The organism is Agarivorans sp. Alg241-V36 (assembly GCF_900537085.1).
Taxonomy (GTDB): domain Bacteria; phylum Pseudomonadota; class Gammaproteobacteria; order Enterobacterales; family Celerinatantimonadaceae; genus Agarivorans.
Map to the genome: position 1 here is coordinate 367917 of NZ_UNRE01000005.1, position 18838 is coordinate 386754.

General features: G+C 43.1%; 12 protein-coding genes. 10 read left to right on the forward strand and 2 right to left on the reverse strand.

The genetic code is table 11. The annotated features are described in order from the left end of the window. Nucleotides 1–85 precede the first annotated feature (85 nt). The 6 genes from G6R11_RS13580 (at nt 86) to G6R11_RS13605 (ending at nt 11164) form a co-directional block, all read left to right on the forward strand. The gene (locus tag G6R11_RS13580; protein ID WP_163133612.1) at nt 86–1465 is read left to right on the forward strand and encodes a sodium-dependent transporter; all 1380 of its coding nucleotides are present in this window, start codon (nt 86–88) and stop codon (nt 1463–1465) included. 140 nt (nt 1466–1605) lie between these two features. Further along, nucleotides 1606–4230, forward strand: a complete 2625-nt coding sequence (gene pepN, locus G6R11_RS13585) for an aminopeptidase N (RefSeq protein WP_163133613.1) — start codon at nt 1606–1608, stop codon at nt 4228–4230. A 13-nt stretch (nt 4231–4243) separates the two neighbouring features. Further along, on the forward strand, nt 4244–4462 hold the full coding sequence (locus G6R11_RS13590) for a DUF2835 domain-containing protein (RefSeq protein WP_016401874.1): 219 nt from the start codon (nt 4244–4246) through the stop codon (nt 4460–4462). 159 nt (nt 4463–4621) lie between these two features. Then, entirely contained in the window at nt 4622–9454 is a 4833-nt protein-coding gene (locus G6R11_RS13595) for an NAD-glutamate dehydrogenase (RefSeq protein WP_163133614.1), read from the forward strand. A 57-nt stretch (nt 9455–9511) separates the two neighbouring features. Further along, a complete protein-coding gene (pyrD, locus tag G6R11_RS13600; RefSeq protein WP_163133615.1) occupies nt 9512–10522 on the forward strand; it encodes a quinone-dependent dihydroorotate dehydrogenase in 1011 nt (336 codons plus the stop codon). A gap of 90 nt (nt 10523–10612) precedes the next feature. Further along, the gene (locus G6R11_RS13605) at nt 10613–11164 is read left to right on the forward strand and encodes a cell division protein ZapC domain-containing protein (RefSeq protein WP_163133616.1); all 552 of its coding nucleotides are present in this window, start codon (nt 10613–10615) and stop codon (nt 11162–11164) included. On the opposite strand, the gene G6R11_RS13610 is transcribed toward G6R11_RS13605, so the two are convergent. Next, nucleotides 11161–11805, reverse strand: a complete 645-nt coding sequence (locus G6R11_RS13610; protein WP_205472819.1) for an arylesterase — start codon at nt 11803–11805, stop codon at nt 11161–11163. The genes G6R11_RS13605 and G6R11_RS13610 overlap by 4 nt on opposite strands. Nucleotides 11806–11822: 17 nt before the next feature. Between G6R11_RS13610 and G6R11_RS13615 the strand changes: the two genes are divergently transcribed. The 4 genes from G6R11_RS13615 (at nt 11823) to G6R11_RS13630 (ending at nt 18318) form a co-directional block, all read left to right on the forward strand. Then, nucleotides 11823–12521: an ABC transporter ATP-binding protein gene (locus G6R11_RS13615; protein WP_205472821.1), complete on the forward strand. Its 699-nt coding sequence runs from the start codon at nt 11823–11825 to the stop codon at nt 12519–12521. A gap of 10 nt (nt 12522–12531) precedes the next feature. Beyond that, nucleotides 12532–15030, forward strand: a complete 2499-nt coding sequence (locus G6R11_RS13620) for an ABC transporter permease (RefSeq protein WP_163133617.1) — start codon at nt 12532–12534, stop codon at nt 15028–15030. Nucleotides 15031–15168: 138 nt separating this feature from the next. Then, entirely contained in the window at nt 15169–16155 is a 987-nt protein-coding gene (cysB, locus tag G6R11_RS13625; RefSeq protein ID WP_016401866.1) for an HTH-type transcriptional regulator CysB, read from the forward strand. 330 nt (nt 16156–16485) lie between these two features. Continuing rightward, nucleotides 16486–18318 carry a diguanylate cyclase gene (locus tag G6R11_RS13630; RefSeq protein WP_163133618.1) on the forward strand — a complete coding sequence of 611 codons (1833 nt, stop codon included), beginning with the start codon at nt 16486–16488 and terminating at the stop codon, nt 18316–18318. On the opposite strand, the gene G6R11_RS13635 is transcribed toward G6R11_RS13630, so the two are convergent. After that, nucleotides 18315–18719 (reverse strand): GFA family protein, encoded by a 405-nt coding sequence (locus G6R11_RS13635; RefSeq protein WP_163133619.1) that lies wholly within the window; start codon nt 18717–18719, stop codon nt 18315–18317. The genes G6R11_RS13630 and G6R11_RS13635 overlap by 4 nt on opposite strands. Between the last annotated feature and the right edge of the window lie 119 nt (nt 18720–18838).

Consider the following 18838-nt stretch of genomic DNA (forward strand, 5'->3'; position numbering starts at 1 on the left):
GCTGTAAATCTCCTTTTGTTTATGCTTATATTGGCGGCCTAAAATCATGGACGCACTTAGCAAACACAATATAAAAGAGAAAATCATGAGTAATAACACTTCAGTGAGCAATCGCTGGTCAAGTAACTTTGCTTACATTTTGGCTGCCACCGGCGCCGCAGTAGGCTTGGGTAACATCTGGAAATTCCCGTATATTATGGGCGAGAACGGCGGCGGTGCCTTTGTTCTTGTTTATCTTCTTTGTATTCTATTCATTGGTATTCCAGTGATGATGGCTGAAGTTTACTTAGGTAAACAAGGTCGCTCGACTCCTGCCAACGCAGTTGCAAAAGTTGCTTTAGAAAATGGCCGTTCGAAGAACTGGGCATTTATTGGTGGCATGGGCGTATTAGCTGGCTTTTTGGTTTTAAGCTTTTACATTGTTATTGCCGGTTGGGCAGTTGCGTATATATTCAAATCAGCTGGTGGTGATATTACTGCCGCAGCGGGTGACGCAAAGCAAATCGGCGCTTTATTTGGCGACTTGACTTCAGATCCTAAGCAGCTGGTACTATGGGCGACTTTAGTTATTGTAGGCACTGTGGTTGTTTTGGCCAAGGGTGTCACCAAAGGCCTGGAGCGCATTGTTACTTTACTAATGCCTGCCTTATTTGTATTGCTGACTATCATCATGATTTACGCAGCAGTAACCGGTGATTTTGCTGCTGCAGTAAGCTTTATGTTCAGCCCTGATTTCTCGAAGTTAACCATTAACGGCGTGCTTATGGCGCTGGGTCATGCTTTCTTCACCTTGAGTTTATCATCAGGCATTATGATGGTTTACGGCGCTTACCTTCCAGAAGGCGCTTCTATCGCTAAAACCTCTATTTACATCGCAATTGCAGATACTGTTGTAGCCTTAATGGCCGGTTTAGCAATTTACCCAATTGTATTTGCTAACGGTATTGAGCCAAGCGCTGGTCCAGGTTTGCTGTTTGTATCGCTGCCAATTGCCTTTGGTACTATGCCACTAGGTGGCGTGATATCTACAGTATTCTTTGTGATGGTAACCGTTGCCGCCTTTACTTCAGCTTTAGCTTTGCTTGAGTCAACTTCAGCTTACTTGGTTGAGCGTAAAGGTTTCCGCCGTAACGTTGCTGCAATTGTTTCTGGTAGTGCGGTTTGGTTATTAAGCCTAGGTACTATTGGCTCATTTGCTGGTTGGGAATTCCTCCAGTTTGAAGAAAGCCCAATGGGTAAAAACTTCTTTGAAGTTCTAGATTACATTACTGCTAACATTCTATTGCCCTTGGGCGGATTGTTTATTGCTGTATTTGTAGGTTGGATTGTTCAATCAGATAAAGTTAAGCAGGGCATGGGCTTAGAAAGCCAAGCATTTGAGATGTTCTCGAAGAGTGTTCGCTTTATTTCTCCAATTGCCATTGCGGTAGTTTTCTTAAACGCTATTGGTTTAATATCGCTTTAAAACCAATGCGTATAAAAAGCCGGCTGATGCCGGCTTTTTTGTTTTTAAAGCAGCCACAAAGCGTTAGCTGCTGATACTAATATCTTTTACAATACAGAACTGCTTATACGTTTTGTTCGTTTCTCAAATAAGGAAGTGTCATGGCCGACTCATCAGCTCAACCCATCGCCAAGTATCGTTCAGATTATCAAGCGCCAGATTACACCATTGAAAATGTTTCCCTAGAGTTTGATTTAGATGCCACGGCTACCAAGGTGGTGGCGGTATCTACGGTTGTTAGACAGGCTAATGAGAGTGCCGACTTAATACTTGATGGCGAAAAACTAGAGTTGCTGAGCATTTCGGTAAACCAACAGGCTCACCAAGCTTATCAACTTAGCGATGGCCAGTTGGTCATTAGTGATTTACCAGAACGCTTTGAGTTAAAGATTGAGACCCAACTTAACCCTAAAGAAAATAAAGCCTTCGAAGGCCTGTATCAGTCAGGGGAGGCGTTTTGTACTCAGTGCGAAGCTGAAGGCTTTCGCCGCATTACCTACTTCTTAGACAGACCCGATGTGCTGGCCACATACACCACCAAGATTATTGCCGATAAAGCCCAATATCCGTTTTTACTGTCGAATGGTAACAAAGTAGATCAAGGTGACCTAGCAAACGGAAAACACTGGGTAAGCTGGCAGGACCCTTTCCCAAAACCGAGTTATTTATTTGCTTTAGTGGCCGGAGATTTTGACTTATTAGAAGACAACTTTGTTACTAAAACCGGTAGAACCATTGCCCTAGAATTGTTTGTAGATAAAGGCAATTTGGATCGCACAGAACATGCCATGGCTTCATTAAAAGAAGCCATGCGCTGGGATGAACAACGCTTTGGTTTAGAGTACGACCTCGATATTTATATGATTGTTGCCGTTGATTTCTTCAACATGGGAGCGATGGAAAACAAAGGCTTAAATGTATTTAACTCTAAATATGTATTAGCTAATAAACAAAGTGCTACCGACAATGATTTCCTAGGCATTGAAGCGGTAATTGGTCATGAATATTTCCATAACTGGACCGGCAATCGCATCACCTGTCGTGATTGGTTCCAGTTGTCGCTCAAAGAGGGCTTAACGGTTTTCCGTGATCAAGAATTTAGCTCTGATCTCGGCTCTCGGGCTGTTAACCGAATTAAAAACGTTCGCTTGTTACGCAGTCATCAGTTTGCAGAAGATGCAGGCCCAATGGCGCATCCTATTCGCCCAGATAAAGTTATTGAGATGAATAACTTTTATACCTTAACGGTGTATGAGAAAGGCGCGGAAGTGATTCGGATGTTGCATACCTTGCTAGGCGAGCAGAGCTTTCAAGCGGGCATGAAAACCTACGTGGAGCGCCACGATGGGCAAGCAGCCACTTGCGATGATTTTGTGAATGCGATGCAAGATGCCAGCGGTAAAGACTTAAGCTTATTTAAACGTTGGTATAGCCAGTCAGGTACTCCGGTACTTAAGGTGCAAACTCACTACGACCAAAATAAACAACAATTTTCGTTAACTATGGTGCAGCATACACCGGCTACTGCTGAGCAAGAAGATAAGCAAGCGTTGCATATTCCTGTTTCTGTTGAATTGTTAGCTAGTGATGGCAGCAGTTTAGCCTTACAGATTAAGGGAGAGTCTGTCTCGTCGGTACTGGAGCTAACTGAATCCGAGCAAACTTGGCTGTTTGAAGGTATTGGTGAACAACCTACTTTGGTGATGCTACAAGAGTTCTCTGCGCCAGTGAAATTAGAGATGGACTATAGCTCAGAGCAGTTGCTACTAATTATCAATAATGCCAGCAACACCTTTGCGCGTTGGGATGGTATGCAAAAGCTTGTGAGCATTTGGATGAAACAAGCTGTCGCGCAAGTTCAAGCGGGTAACAATCTGCAATTGGAAGAGGCGATAGTTAATACCTTTAAGCTGCTATTAGAAGATAGCGCCATTGATAAGGGCCTATTGGCTGAGTTACTTACCATTAGTAGTGAGAATGAAATTGCCGATGGTTTTGCCCATGTAGATATTGATGCGATTGCTCAAGCTCGAGACTTCTTCATTCGAAGCCTAGCACTCGCATTGCCTGAGCAATTTGCTGCCTTAGAGCAGGCTTGCGCAAAAGCTGATAAACAAAGCTTGGCACACGATGACATTAATCTACGTTCGCTACGTGCAGCGTGTTTGCAGTATGTGGCTCATAGCCAGCCAGAGTTGGTTGCAGCAGCCTATTTTGATAGCCCAACCATGACTAATAAACTGGCTGCAATGTCGGCGGCTAACAATGCCGATATCGAACAGCGAGCGGCAATGTTTAGAGACTACGAGCAAAATTGGCAACACGATGGTTTAGTGATGGATAAGTGGTTTGCCTTAGAGGCTAGTTATGCCAAAGAGGGCAGTTTAGCAAGAGTACAAGCCTTAGCTGAGCACCCAAGTTTTAGTATGGAAAACCCTAACCGAGTTCGCTCTTTGGTTGGCAGTTTTGCCAATAACAATGCCCGTCATTTCCATGCAAAAGATGGTTCGGGTTACCGTTACTTAGGCGAGATTTTGCGGGTATTGAATACCCAAAATCCACAGGTAGCATCACGTTTGATTACCCCATTGATTCAAACCGTGAAACTTGATGCCGAGCGTAAAGCGCTTATTATTGAGCAATTACAAGCTTTAGCTGAGCTTGAGGACTTAAGTAAAGATCTATTTGAGAAGGTAACTAACGGCTTGCAACAACTTCAGGCCTAGGCACAGTTAAGCAATGAAGCAGTACTTTTTTAACATCCATATTTCTTATCAAGAGTTTGAGCGGGTTTATCGAGGTACGGCCCGCTCAATTATTGCTACCGACAGTAATGGCATGCGCATTCAGATCCCTGCTTTGCGCTTTTTGCCTTTTTTAGACCGCAGTGGAATAAATGGTCGTTTTGTCCTGTCTACTGATAGCAATAATAAATTCCTATCACTTCAAAAAGTCTAGTTATCTATGTTGTAAATATGTAAAAACATGGTTTAATTGTTTGCAAGGTGAAAGTGGTTGTTTTGTCGATTATTTTGTAAAGCCAACTACACTGAAATAAACAATAAGCCATTGTTTTAAACAATAATAATATTACTCTACTAGGATAAGGAATGCGTTATGACAAGAGCGCAGCAACATGCCTCCGTACTGCTTAAAAAAGTCTATCAAATTGTAAATCAAAAGCTGGATAAAACGGCTGCTCCTTTGGCCGAAGAATTTCTCTCTCGACTGTTTTCTGGCATGGGCAGTGACGATTTAGCAAACCGTAGTGACAGCGATTTATATGGAGTAGGAGTGGGGCTTTGGAATGCCCTAAACCATACTGCCACCTGCGAACGCCACATAAAAGTTTATAATCCTGAGCTTAGCCGACATGGTTGGCAATCTAGCCACACTATTATTGAAATAGTGGTTCCAGATTCTCCTTTCTTGGTTGATTCTACCCGCATGGCCCTGGGGCGTAGCGGCATTAATACCCACTTGCTAATGCATCAGCCAATGCGCCTAGAGCGAGATAGCAACAATAAGATTACTGCGGTTCAAGACGTAGAACATGCTCAGCTAGGCAACCAAACTGTATTCATGATTGAGATTGATCGCCAAAGTGATGAAAAGGCTTTGCGTCGTCTTAATAAAGAACTAAACACCGTTCTAGATGAAGTTAACGTTGTAGTGAATGACTGGCAACCAATGCTAGAGAAGCTTAAATCGGTAGCTGAAGAACTGGCGATTAGCGAAGGTGTAAAAGATGACCAGTGTGTAGCGCAAAGTACTGCATTTTTGTCTTGGATGTCTGACAACAATTTTACCCTGATGGGTTACCGACATTATTCGCTTAAACAGCTAAAAGGCGACTTACAGCTAATACCGGATGAAACTGGCAGCTTGGGTCTGTATCGCGAATATGTCACCAGTCAGGTAGTATCTTTATCTAGTTATACCTCAGCCGGTAGAGACTTAGCCACTAACAATGTTCCACTGGTACTTAATAAGAGTAATCACAAATCGCGAGTGCATCGTCCAGCTTATATTGACCATGTTGGCGTTAAGATTTTTGATAACAAAGGCAAGGTAATTGGTGAGCATCGCTTTATAGGTTTGTATGCCTCATCTATCTATAACCGCAGCGCCTTAGAGATCCCATTAATCAACCAAAAATTGGCGAAGATAATGGTTAACTCAGACTTACCCGCAGGCTCTCACGCTTATAAGTCTTTGTTAAACATAATGGAAACCTATCCGCGCGATGAGCTTATTCAAGCTACCGAAGACGAGTTATTACATATCGGTTTGGGTGTAGAGCAAATTCAAGAACGCGATTTAGTGAAGCTATTTGTGCGTAAAGACATTTATGGGCGTTTTTATTCCTGCTTGGTCTATACCACTAAAGAGCGTTACAACACTGCGCTAAGGATCCATAGTCAGCAAATACTTAAAGACCACTTCAAATCGAAAGAAGAGGTTGAGTTTTCCACCTATTTCACTGAAGGACAAATGGCGCGCACTCATTACTTAGTGCGGGTAGAGAACAACGATCAGGAGTTTGATTTGAGCGACTTACAAACCAATCTTATTGAAGCCGCAAGAACTTGGGAAGATCGCTTAGTTGATTCATTGATTTCGAATTTTGGTGAAGAACGCGCTATTCAACTTAGCAATAAGTATCAAACGGCTTTTCCTCGCTCCTATAAAGAGAATGTACTACCAGGCTCCGCAGTGGCCGACATTATACAGTTTGAAGATTTAGGCGATGAAAATCAGCTTGGTATGTTGTTCTATCGACCACAAGAAGAAAACATCAATAGCAACCATGTGCGGTTAAAGCTGTTTCACTTAAACGAGCCGTTGCATCTGTCTGACATACTACCGATGTTGGAAAACATGGGCTTAAGGGTAATTGGCGAAACGCCTTATCGCTTAACCACTAGTGACGGAAAAGTATATTGGTTGCTTGATTTTGCCATGACCTTTGTTGCATCCACTGACTTAGATATTGAAAAGAACCGGGATAACTTCCAGCAAGCTTTGGCGCAAATTTGGTCTGGCGATTTGGAAGACGACGGCTTTAACCGCTTGGTATTAGCGGCTCAAGCTTCGGGCAGAGATGTTGCACTGCTGCGTGCTTACGCAAAATATATGCGCCAAATTGGCAGTAACTTTAGTCAAAGCTACATTGAAGAAACCTTTGCCAGTTACCCCGACATATCGGTGCTGCTATTAGAGCTGTTCCGACGTCGCTTTAACCCAAGCCTTAAACGCTCGGATAAAACTGAAGAAAAAATTGAAGCTAAGTTAATTTCTTTGTTAGACGCAGTAGAAAACCTCGATGACGATAGAATTATTCGTCGCTACTTAGAAATGATTAAGGCCACCTTACGCACTAACTTTTATCAGCTAAACCAAGATAAGCAGGTAAAAGATTATATCTCCTTCAAAATGAATCCGAGCGCAATATCAGAGATGCCTCAACCGGTTCCTATGTTTGAGATTTTTGTCTATTCACCACGAGTAGAAGGGGTGCACCTGCGTGGTGGTAAAGTGGCGCGTGGTGGTTTGCGTTGGTCCGATCGCCGTGAAGACTTTAGAACCGAAGTGCTTGGCTTGGTAAAAGCCCAGCAAGTTAAAAATACTGTGATCGTGCCAGTAGGCGCAAAAGGTGGTTTTGTATGTAAACGCCTGCCAAGCCCAAGTGATAGAGATGCCTGGCTAACAGAAGGCAAAGAGTGCTATCGCACCTTTATTCGCGGCTTACTGGACATTACCGATAACAACGTTAAAGGTGAGGTTGTGCCGCCTACCCAGGTGGTGCGTCGCGATGAAGACGACCCTTATTTGGTCGTCGCTGCCGATAAAGGCACGGCAACTTTCTCCGATATCGCTAACAAGTTGAGCGAAGAGTATCAATTTTGGATGGGCGATGCCTTTGCCTCTGGAGGCAGCAATGGTTATGACCACAAAGGAATGGGCATTACCGCGCGTGGTGCATGGGAGTCGGTTAAGCGGCACTTCCGCGAAATCGGTATCGATTGCCAAACCACAGATTTCAGCTGTGTGGCTGTAGGTGACATGGCGGGTGATGTATTTGGTAACGGCATGTTGTTATCTGAGCATACTTGCTTGGTGGCTGCATTCAACCATATGCACATTATCATAGACCCAACGCCTGATTCTGCCTCTTCCTATAAAGAGCGCAAACGTTTGTTTGAACTACCACGTTCATCGTGGACTGATTACGACAAGAGTTTGATCAGTGAAGGAGGAGGGATCTTCCTGCGCAGTGCTAAGTCGATTGCCTTAACGCCACAGATTCAAAAACTGCTTAATACCAAAGAAAAGAGTGTTACTCCCAATGCACTTATTAAGCTTATTTTGTGCTCCTCTGTGGATTTATTCTGGAACGGCGGCATCGGCACGTATGTAAAAGCCACCTCGGAATCAGATTCAGAAGTGGGAGATAGAGCCAATGATGCTGTTCGTATTAATGGCAATCAGCTTGGCGCCAAAATTGTTGGTGAAGGCGGTAACTTAGGCATCACACAATTGGGTCGGATTGAAATAGCAGCCAACGGCGGTCGAATCAATACTGATTTCACCGATAATGTGGGTGGAGTAGATTGCTCAGATAACGAAGTTAACATCAAAATCTTGCTAAATGGCCTAGTAAGCAATGGGGATTTAACCGAGAAGCAACGCAACAAGTTGCTGGTGGATATGACCGAAAATGTCAGCGAAATTGTATTAAACAACGCGTATCGTCAAGGTCAATCTATTAGCATCTCTGAGCAATTAGGAGCTGCTACGGTTAAAGAAGTGATTCGCTTTATGCATGCCTTAGAGCGAGATAAGTTGCTAGACAGAGACCTTGAGTTCTTGCCGAGTGACGAAGAGCTAACTGAACGTCAATCTAATGGCCAAGGTTTAACTCGACCAGAGCTCGCGGTGCTGGTTGCTTACGGGAAAATGGTACTCAAAGAGTGGTTTAACGTTGAAGAAGTAACTGAAGACCCTTATTTGAGTCAAACTTTAATCACCTCATTTCCACTTTTGTTACAAGAACGCTATGTGGCCGAGATGAACCAGCATCCACTTAAACAAGAAATTGTTGCTACCCGTTTAGCAAACAAGGTGGTGGACGATGTGGGCTTTAATTTTGTCACTCGATTAGTTGAAGAAACTGGCGCAAGTCCTGCTGAGATTTGTAACTGTTACGTCACTGCCTGTGAAGTATTTGGTGTCTGGGACTTGTTTGACAAAATTGAGGGCTTGGATAATAAAATTAGCGCCCAGCTACAATTGAAGATGATGGACAATTTACGTCGTATTATTCGTCGTGCTACACGCCGCTTCTTAACCTTGCGTGATCGTTCACTAGGCATCGCTCAGCAAATCGAGCGTTATCAGCCAAGTTATTTACAGCTACAAAAAAATCTCATGGATGTGTTGGCTGCCGAAGAAGTTAAGCTGGTTAACGATGAGTCAAAGCTCTTACAAGAACAGCAAGTACCGGCCGACATTGCCTGTGCAATGGCTAAAATGAACTCGCTTTACTCGGTGTTAGACCTAAGCGAGGTAGCAGAGCAAGCCGAACAAGACATTGTGTCGGTGGCGAAGTTGTACTTTAACCTAGGCACTAACATTGGTTTGCACTGGTTCTTAGATCAAATCAATCAGCAAAGTGTTGATAACCATTGGCAGGCTTTAGCTCGTTCGTCCTTTAGAGAAGATCTAGATTGGCAACAACGTCAGCTTACGGTGAGTGCATTGAAGTGGGCCAGTAAAATGGAAAGTAAGGATCCATTAGATGATTGGTTGGCCGCACATGAGCCTTTGTTAGACCGTTGGAACCACATGTTGGCTGACTTTAAGACCGGCAATACCCATGAGTTTGCAAAATTTTCGGTTTTATTGAGGGAATTGAACCTATTAAATTTAAATTGCTCCGTAAATTAGTATAAAATACTGCCCCCGAAGCCCTGCATCTTCGGGGGTCTTATACTAGGAGTTCAAATGTATTACCCACTCGCTCGAAAACTTATCTTTCAACTTGATCCAGAACGCGCCCACGATCTTACTATTGAGATGTTCAAACGTACTGGTGGCACCTTATTAGATCGTGTTTACCGCCAAAACATAGCGCCTAATCCGGTTGAATTAATGGGCTTAACTTTTCCTAATCCTGTAGGTTTGGCGGCCGGTTTAGATAAAAACGGTGAGTGTATTAAAGCCTTTGACGCGATGGGCTTTGGTTTTGTAGAGGTTGGCACTGTAACACCTCGCCCGCAATCGGGTAATGACAAGCCGAGAATTTTCCGAGTATTGGATGCCGAAGGTATTATTAACCGCATGGGTTTTAATAACTTAGGGATCGATAACTTAATTAATAATGTTGAACAAAGCCAATATAAAGGGATCCTTGGGATCAACATAGGTAAAAACTTTGATACTCCGGTAGAAAAGGGTAAAGATGATTATTTAATAGGCATGAATAAAGCTTTTCCACATGCCTCTTATATTGCGGTTAATATTTCTAGCCCAAATACTCCAGGTTTAAGGTCTCTTCAATACGGAGAAGCATTAGAAGATCTATTAAAGGATCTAACTGAGCGTAAAGATCAGCTTTCTCAGCAATATAATAAACATGTTCCTTTATTGATCAAAATAGCACCAGATTTATCTGAGTCTGAAATAGAACAAATTAGTGATTCTTTATTAAAGTATAAACTTGATGGTGTAATTGCTACTAACACAACGCTAGAGCGTTCAATGGTAGAAGGGATGAACCATGCCAGTGAAGCAGGTGGTTTAAGTGGCCGCCCATTGCAGTTAAAGTCCACAGAAGTTATTCGAAAATTAGATCATTATTTAAAATCTGAGATCCCAATTATTGGGGTCGGTGGAATTGATTCAGCAATGGCTGCAAAAGAAAAGATGGATGCCGGAGCTAAATTGGTTCAAGTATATAGTGGTTTTATTTATAAAGGCCCAGAATTAATTAAGCAAATAGCCAAGGCTATATAATATTTAATTAAATATATTTGTCTTTGTTGAGTTCTCGTAGTACATTTGTTTAATAAGTGAGCTCAACATGGACAGTTTTTCTTTTAAGCAATGTTAATTCAACCTAATAAACAATGGCACTGGGTATTTGATACTGACAAGGGAGTAATGACTCTTGAGCTAGGCGAAAATATGTTGTTTGTGTCTAAGTTGTGTAAAAAGCGTTGCGTTCAACATGCTCAAGAAGATAGCCCGTTCACTACCGAACATACCCAACTGTATTATCAATTCCTCGAGCAGCTAGAGCCCTTTAATTGGTCCGATCCGATTAAAGTACAGATTTGTTTAAATGCTGTAGCCTCTGCCCAGTTTTTAAAGCCCTTAATGCCGCAAAGTTGGTTTTTTAATACCAGCGCTTGTATTCAGCAAGAGCCTTTACAAGTAGGCGAGTTAGCTGTACTACAAACCGAAAGTGGTCAAGCACGCTGCGTCATTGTTGAGGTGAGCGAACAAAGCTATACCTTAATGGCGATTGAAGGTGGCCTGAAGCTAGATGAGCGCAAGTCACTGAGTCAATTCGAAGCCATTAAAGTGATGCAAGATAGGGTTATTCCGCTTTCTATGTTGCTACACAACCCTAATGGCTTGGCTCAAACGGGTTAGCCTGCCTTAATCAATTCTTTTAGTTGTTCTCTCATTTTCTGGCTAATAAGCGGCTGTGCTTGTTGGTTTGGATGTATTCCATCATTTTGCATTAATGACGAATTGGTCGCGATGTCTTCTATGAAGAAGGGTAAGTAACTAACTTGCTGCTGCTCAGCAATTTTGGGGTATAAACCTTCAAAAGCTTGGCGGTAACGCTTGCCGTAATTGGGTGGGATGCGAATTTGCATTAAGGCTATCTTAATGTCGTTTTGCTTAGCCAAGGCAATAATCGCGTTTAGATTATTTTCGATGTTGGTAGTTGGGTGGCCTTGTAAGCCATCGTTCCCGCCTAACTCAATCAATAACCAATCAATCTTATGCTCTTGAATCAACGAAGGTAATCGCCTTAAACCTCCGGCTGTTGTTTCACCACTTATACTGGCATTAATGAGATCGATAGCTTGCTCGGTTTCGTTGTAGTATTGCTGGGTTAAGGAAACCCAAGCTTGTTCTATTGGCATGCCATAGCCGGCGCTTAAGCTATCCCCGAGAATAAGAATAGATTTGGTGTTTGCAAAAGCCTTTGAACTCAATGTAAAAAAGAGTAAAACAGATAGTGTTAATAGCGTTAAAACTTTATTTTTGTGTCTAACCATCATTTTTGAGCACCTACTTTATGCCAACAGCCAATTCAGATTCAGCGACTAACATAATCATAAACGCCCGCGGACTCAATCATCATGTTGTCACTCCCGGTGGAAATTTAGATTTGCTGAATGATATTCACCTAAGTGTGCAAGAGGGTGAATCATTGGCGATAGTGGGAGCTTCAGGTTCAGGTAAAACCACTTTATTAAGTATTTTAGCGGGCTTAGATAGCGCCAGCGAGGGCAGCGTGGAGCTTTGCTCGAAGAAACTTGAAGAACTAGACGAAGAGCAGCGTGCGAGTTTACGACGAGACAATGTAGGCTTTATTTTTCAACAGTTTTTGCTGGTACCTGCCTTAAGTGCTTTGGAAAATGTCATGTTACCCGCTGAACTCAAAGGCTTACCCAACGCCAAAGAGTTGGCTGAAGAGTGGCTAGCTAAAGTTGGTTTAGCTGAGCGACACAACCACTATCCAAACCAACTCTCAGGCGGCGAGCAGCAGCGTGTTGCTATTGCCCGAGCATTTATCTGCCAACCTAAAGTATTGTTTGCTGATGAACCATCGGCAAACCTCGATAACAACAACGGCCAAATTATCGAAGATTTATTGTTTGAGCTTAACCAGCAATCGGGCACAACCTTGGTATTGGTGACTCATGAACAAAAACTGGCCGCGCGCTGTTTAAGGCAAATTACATTGCAAGCTGGTCGAATCATTCAGTCTTAAGGAGCCAAGGATGAAGAGTTTAATTTGGCGTTTATTCAAGGCTGAGCTAAAGCGTGGTGAGTTAACCATTATTTCCGCCGCTATTGTGTTGGCGGTAAGTTCGGTGTGGCTATTTACTAGCATTACCGATCGTATGGAGCAGGCCATTTTTAATAAAAGTGGCGATTTTATTGCCGCTGACCGGGTAGTACGAAGTGCCCATCCGGTTGATTTACCCTTAGCGGCTCAAGCTGAATCCTTAGAGTTAGCTTATGCCGAGCAGCTATTGTTCCCTTCCATGGTGTATGGCAACGACAATCTGGTACTCGCGAGTGTTAAGTCGGTTTCTCAAGACTATCCGCTTAAAGGGCGTTTACGAATAAGCCCCGATAAAACAGGGATAACCGCTGAATCCGCCAAAGGCATTCCGCAAGGAGAGGCGTGGATAGCAGAGCGTTTGTTCTATCAATTAAATATTGATATTGGCGATTTGATTGAAATCGGCGAAGCCGAGTTCAAGGTTACCGGACGCATTGTTACCGAGCCTGATGCCCCATTTAGTGTGTTTATGACAGCACCTCGGGTGATTATTCATATTGATGATGTGGCAAAAACAGAAGTGGTGCAGCCGGGCAGTCGTTTAGGTTATCGCTACATGTTTGCCGGAGAGAATAAGCAGTTAGATGCACTAGAAAGCTGGGTAAAGCCAAAACTTGCCGATAACCAGCGCTTGGTCACCGTGCGTAGTGGTAACTCTCCCTTAGCGGGTGCTCTAGAGCGGGCGCAGCAATTTTTGTTGCTAGCAGGATTGATTGGCATTTTATTGGCCAGCGCAGCGATTGCCGTTGCTAGTAGACTTTATTGCCAGCGTCACTACGACACAGTGGCAATGTTTAAGGTGCTTGGTGCTAGTAAACCGCAGATTCGTACTATCTATTTAGGGCATTTGTTTACAGTTGTACTGGTGTCAATTGTTATAGGTATTTTGCTTGCCATGTTTGTGCAATGGCCGGTTAGTCACTACGTGGAACAATTACTTAATATTGAGCTGCCAAGTGCTGGGGCAACACCTTATTTAATGGCAGCAGGCAGTGGCCTGATTTGCGGAATAGCTTTTACGCTACCAACCTTAGCTCAACTGTTTAACATTGCGCCGATGCGTGTAATTCGACGCAATAGCGATGATGCGGTGGTTAAGCCGGTGTGGGTAGCATTATGGATGTTAGTTAGTGTATTTGCCTTGTTGCTTCTATATAGCGGCTCGCTAACGCTAAGCGTTATTTTACTAGGAGTGGGTTTAGCGGCTGTAGCAGTTTTGCTAGTGGTGAGCCAATTGCTGCTGTGGGGCAGTAAAAAACAAGCGGAGAAGCTCAAGAGCCTTAGTTTAAAAATCGCGATTTCTTCTCTGTATAAACGTGCGAAACAAAATCGGGTTCAGCTGATTGGTTTTACCGTAGCAATTAAGTTGGCCTTAGTTGTCTGGGTTATTCAGCAAGATTTAATTAGCGAGTGGCAACAGCAACTGCCAGAAGGCGCGCCTAACCACTTTATGTACAATATCTCAGAGCAGCAAAAACCAGAACTGACAGAGCGGTTTAGTGGTGAACAGCTTGAGCTAACCACCATGTTTCCTATGTTACGTGGTCGTTTGGTGGCGATTAACCAAGAAGCCGTTAGCCAAGAGCGAGAAGGGGAGTATTCAGAGAAAACATCTTCTCGGCGCAGAGGTGCGGGTCGCGAGCTAAATTTAAGCAGTGTATTAGAGCTTCCTTATCGAAATGAGTTGGTGGCCGGAGAGTGGCTTACTGCTAGTAGTAAGGTTGAGGCATCGGTAGACGAAGAATTTGCCGAGCGATTAGACATTAAGCTTAACGACACCCTTGAATTTATGATTGGCGCCAGTCGATTTGAAGTTAGGGTAACCAGCTTACGTAGTATCGATTGGAATACTATGCAGCCTAACTTTTACGTATTACTCAGCCCAGATATTTTGCAAGATTTTCCAACGGGCTATTTAACTTCCTTTAATTTGCCTGAGGATAAAGCCGCTTGGATGGCGCAAACAATGGCCAGCTTTCCTACTTTGGTGCTGATTAACGTAAAAGCTTTGATTGAGCAATTGTCGCAGGTTGTTGATCAAGTGGCTCTAGCGCTGAGGTTGGTGTTAATCGTGGTGTTATTGGCCAGTAGCCTAGTGTTGTATGCACAAGTTCAAAGTTCCTTAGAAGAGCGCAGGCGGCAAACGGTTATCCTTAGAACTTTAGGTGCTAGTGCAAAGTTGCTACGCAACGCGGTGATTTATGAGTTTGTGATACTAGGTTTTTTAGCTGGTTTCATTGCAGCTAGTGCTGCGCAAACGATTTTAGTTTTGCTGCAGGTATTCGTGTTCGATATTAGTGCGTCTATTAATATCGGTTTGTGGCTGCTTGGGCCATTGCTCGGCACTCTGCTGGTTGCGTTAATGGGCGCTGGGGCAACCCTGCGTTTGTTAAAACAAAACTCTGCACAATTGGTAAGAAATTTGAACTGATCGGCGCTTAGTAAATATCTACGATAAAGACGTTTCAATATCTCTATCATTGATTATATACTTATGAAAAAATGTAATAAGAACTCGCTAACAGGATTGTTAGCGCTATAGTTTTTTCGCGCCAGAGAAATCAACTACATGAAATTGCAGCAGTTACGTTATATCGTCGAAGTAGTAAACAACAACCTCAATGTGTCGGCTACTGCGGAGAGTTTATATACTTCGCAGCCCGGCATTAGTAAGCAAATACGTTTACTGGAGGATGAGTTAGGCGTTCAGATATTCAAGCGTAGCGGCAAACACCTTAGCCAAGTCACACCAGCGGGTAAAGAGATCATTCGCATAAGCAATGAAATCATGGCTAAGGTAGAAAGCATTAAAGCGGTGGCTAATCAGCACACTCACCCCGACCAAGGCTCACTTAATATTTCAACCACCCATACTCAAGCTCGCTATGCCTTGCCCGAGGTGATTCAAGGCTTTATTCATCGTTACCCTAATGTTTCACTAAACATGCATCAGGGTACACCTAATCAAATTAACGAAGCTGTGGCTAAAGGCAGTGCCGATTTCGCCATTGCGACCGAAGCGCTACACATCTTTTCAGATTTAGTAATGCTGCCTTGTTACCACTGGAATCGCAGTATCTTGGTTCCTAAAGAGCATGAACTAGCGAAAAAGCACTTAAACGGTGAAGTTGTTACCATTAACGATTTGGCAAAGCATTCTATTGTTACTTATATCTTTGGCTTTACGGGACGCTCGGATTTAGACGATGCCTTTGGACGCGCGGGTAAGGTGCCTAAAATTGTCTTTACCGCAACCGATGCCGACGTGATCAAAACCTATGTTCGAATGGGAATTGGTGTGGGTGTATTGGCGAGTATGGCTATCGACAAGCAACAAGACCAAGATTTAGTGGCTATTGATGCTAGCCATTTATTTAGAGCAAGCACCACCAAGATTTGCTTTAGAAAAGGCACGTTCTTACGTACTTACATGTATGACTTTATTGAGCGATTTGCGCCGCATTTAACGCGAGATATTGTTGATAGAGCGGTGCAAGCTAAATCTTTAGATGAAGTGGAAGAGCTCTTCAAAAATATTGATTTACCGGTTATGTAGTTCTACCTTTCAAAGCAGCCACTTGGCTGCTTTTTTAGTTGGCTATTTGCTTCTCCATTGTTAACAAACTTAACTATAATTGTTGTCTAGAAGCCATTGTGGCGCGGGTTTAGGTAGTAGTGCGCTTAGTTGGCAACACCAGATTATTTGTAATAAATAATACTCAACTTGATGATAATTCACTAATTAGAGGCTGATTCATAGACTTCTTTAGTGTTTATCTTTAAGCTTCTAATAAGTGGTTAATGTTTTGTTACAGGGCTGTACGAACATTAGAAGCAAAAAAACTACTCCGATATCGCAAGGAAAGGCGGCCTACGTAAAACCAACATGATTAAATATTTTTTGCGCTGTTTAGGCAAAACTCAACTCGCTTTGGCCTTGGTTTTGTTTTCTGTTTATACCATCTCAGTTGCTCAAGCTGAGAGCTTAAGTGCTTTGCACGTAAATGGCTTAGAAGATGGTATAAGACTGGGCGAGCATTTTCAGGTTTGGCATGATGTAGAGGGTAAGGCTGATTTAGCTGATGCTATCGCCGCTTACAGGCTAAATAAGTTCTCCCGCCTACCGAGTAAAGGTTCCACAGGGCTGCAACCTGGGGCTTTCTGGAGTGTATTTTATCTGCATAATGATAGCGATAAACCAATTACGCTGAACTTAGAATATGTTGACCACCAACTTATTTATTTAAATGCTTACCAACGAAATACCAATGATCCAAGCTTTTTAGAAATTGCTGATCTTGCCTTGAATCACCCCTTCTCAGAGCGCTTAGTGAGCCACCAACGATTTGTTGTACCGGTGGAATTAGCGGCGGGGGAAACGCATCAATTTTATTTTCGCTTTGGCTCCGACGAAAAAGGCTTCGTATTTCCAGATTTAAGAATTTGGCAGCCCGACAAAATGCACTATGTGCAGAGCATAGAACTAGGCAGCATCGCCTTTTTAGTGGGCGGCCTAGCCTTAATGTCGATCATCTCCCTAGTCACCGGAATTGCGACCAATGATAAAACCTATTATGCCTATTTCGTTTACGCGGCCACTAAGTTAGCCACTTGGCCAACCATTTTGGGTTTTACCCATATGTTCTTTATTCGCGAAGATTTTCATTGGAGCTATATGTCCCTAACTGGGGCAATGTCGATAATGACTGGGGTAATCTTTGCCCGTATTTTCTTACAAACCAAAGTGAATACGCCTCGCTTAGATTATGTTTTGCGCTTCATGATTCTGAATGCAGCCTTACTTGCTTTAGCAGCATTAACCAGAGAAACCGTATTCTCAGTGGTTCTGATCACTATTGCTCTGTTGCTTTACCCGGTGTTAGCGATAGCCAGTTTAATTCGCTGGTACCAAGGCTCTAGAGAATCAGCAGTTTACACCCTAGGCTGGACAGTGTTGATTATAGGGTTGTTTAGCCAAGCACTACGAGACTTAGGTTTAGTAGAGCACACCTTTGTAACTTATTACTGGCCGGTGGTTGCTTCATACAGTGAGATGATGGTGATCATGGTCGCGATGGGTATTCACTTATTTAGATTACGTCGCCTTAAAGAACAAGCTGAGTTGCGCTATCGCAGCCAACTTGAGCGCGCTAAACAAGAATTAGAAATATTAGTATCAGAACGTACTCATGCTCTCGAGCTGGCCAAATCAGAGGCAGAACGAGAAGCGCGCACAGACCCGCTTACCGGTATAAACAATCGACGTAGCTTTATGGCAAAAGCAGAAGCTATGTTTGATAGTTGCCGTAATCGCTCTCACCCAATGACCATGTTAATGTTTGATATTGACCACTTTAAGAAAATTAACGACAACCACGGTCATGCAGCAGGCGATAAGGCATTGAAAAAGTTTGCAAGCACCCTAGAAAATGAAATTCGTGATGGCGATGTATTAGGTCGTTTGGGTGGTGAAGAATTTGGCTTAGCCTTATATGCCGATTTAGAAACCGCTAAACATACTGCAGAGCGCTTACGTTCGGCAGTTGAACGCATTTTTGTGAACACTGGAGTGGTGCAAATACGTTTTACCACCAGTATTGGTATTGCCTTAATGCAATCAGAAGAGAATATTGAGCAGCTGATGAGTTTAGCCGACCATGCCTTATACGAAGCTAAAGACAGTGGGCGTAACAAAGCGGTTGTGGCTAAGGTCGCTTAATCTGGAAAGCCAGGGTATTGTTTTAGTTTATCGATATCCTGATACCATTCGGCTTTTTCTTTTGTGAAGATATGATCTTGTGGCTTTAAACTAGGGCTGCTGTTCAAGCCACCTGCAGGTACAATTACCCATTGCTTGCTGCTCGATAAATAGGGCACTGCGCTGCCACATTGCTGACAAAAAGCATTAGAAATGCTTCGTTCAGGTACATCGTATCGACTAACTAACTCTTCTCCAGCTAACCAATTAAAATAGTCAGGTTTGATGAACAAATTTGATACATGCGCGCTGCCCGAGATTTTCTTACATTGGTCGCAATGACAAAGGTGAAACTGTTGAAACTTGTCCTCGGTCTCAAATTGCACTTTGTTGCATAAACAACTGCCTTTAATGTTAGTCATTTCCCGCCTCTTTGTTGTTAACCAGCTAATCGCGTGTTTGGTTTTTATATCACAATGGTATAACCAGTTGAATGTCGATATGATGAGTTGTTATCAATGTGCTAATTTTTTTTGCTGTT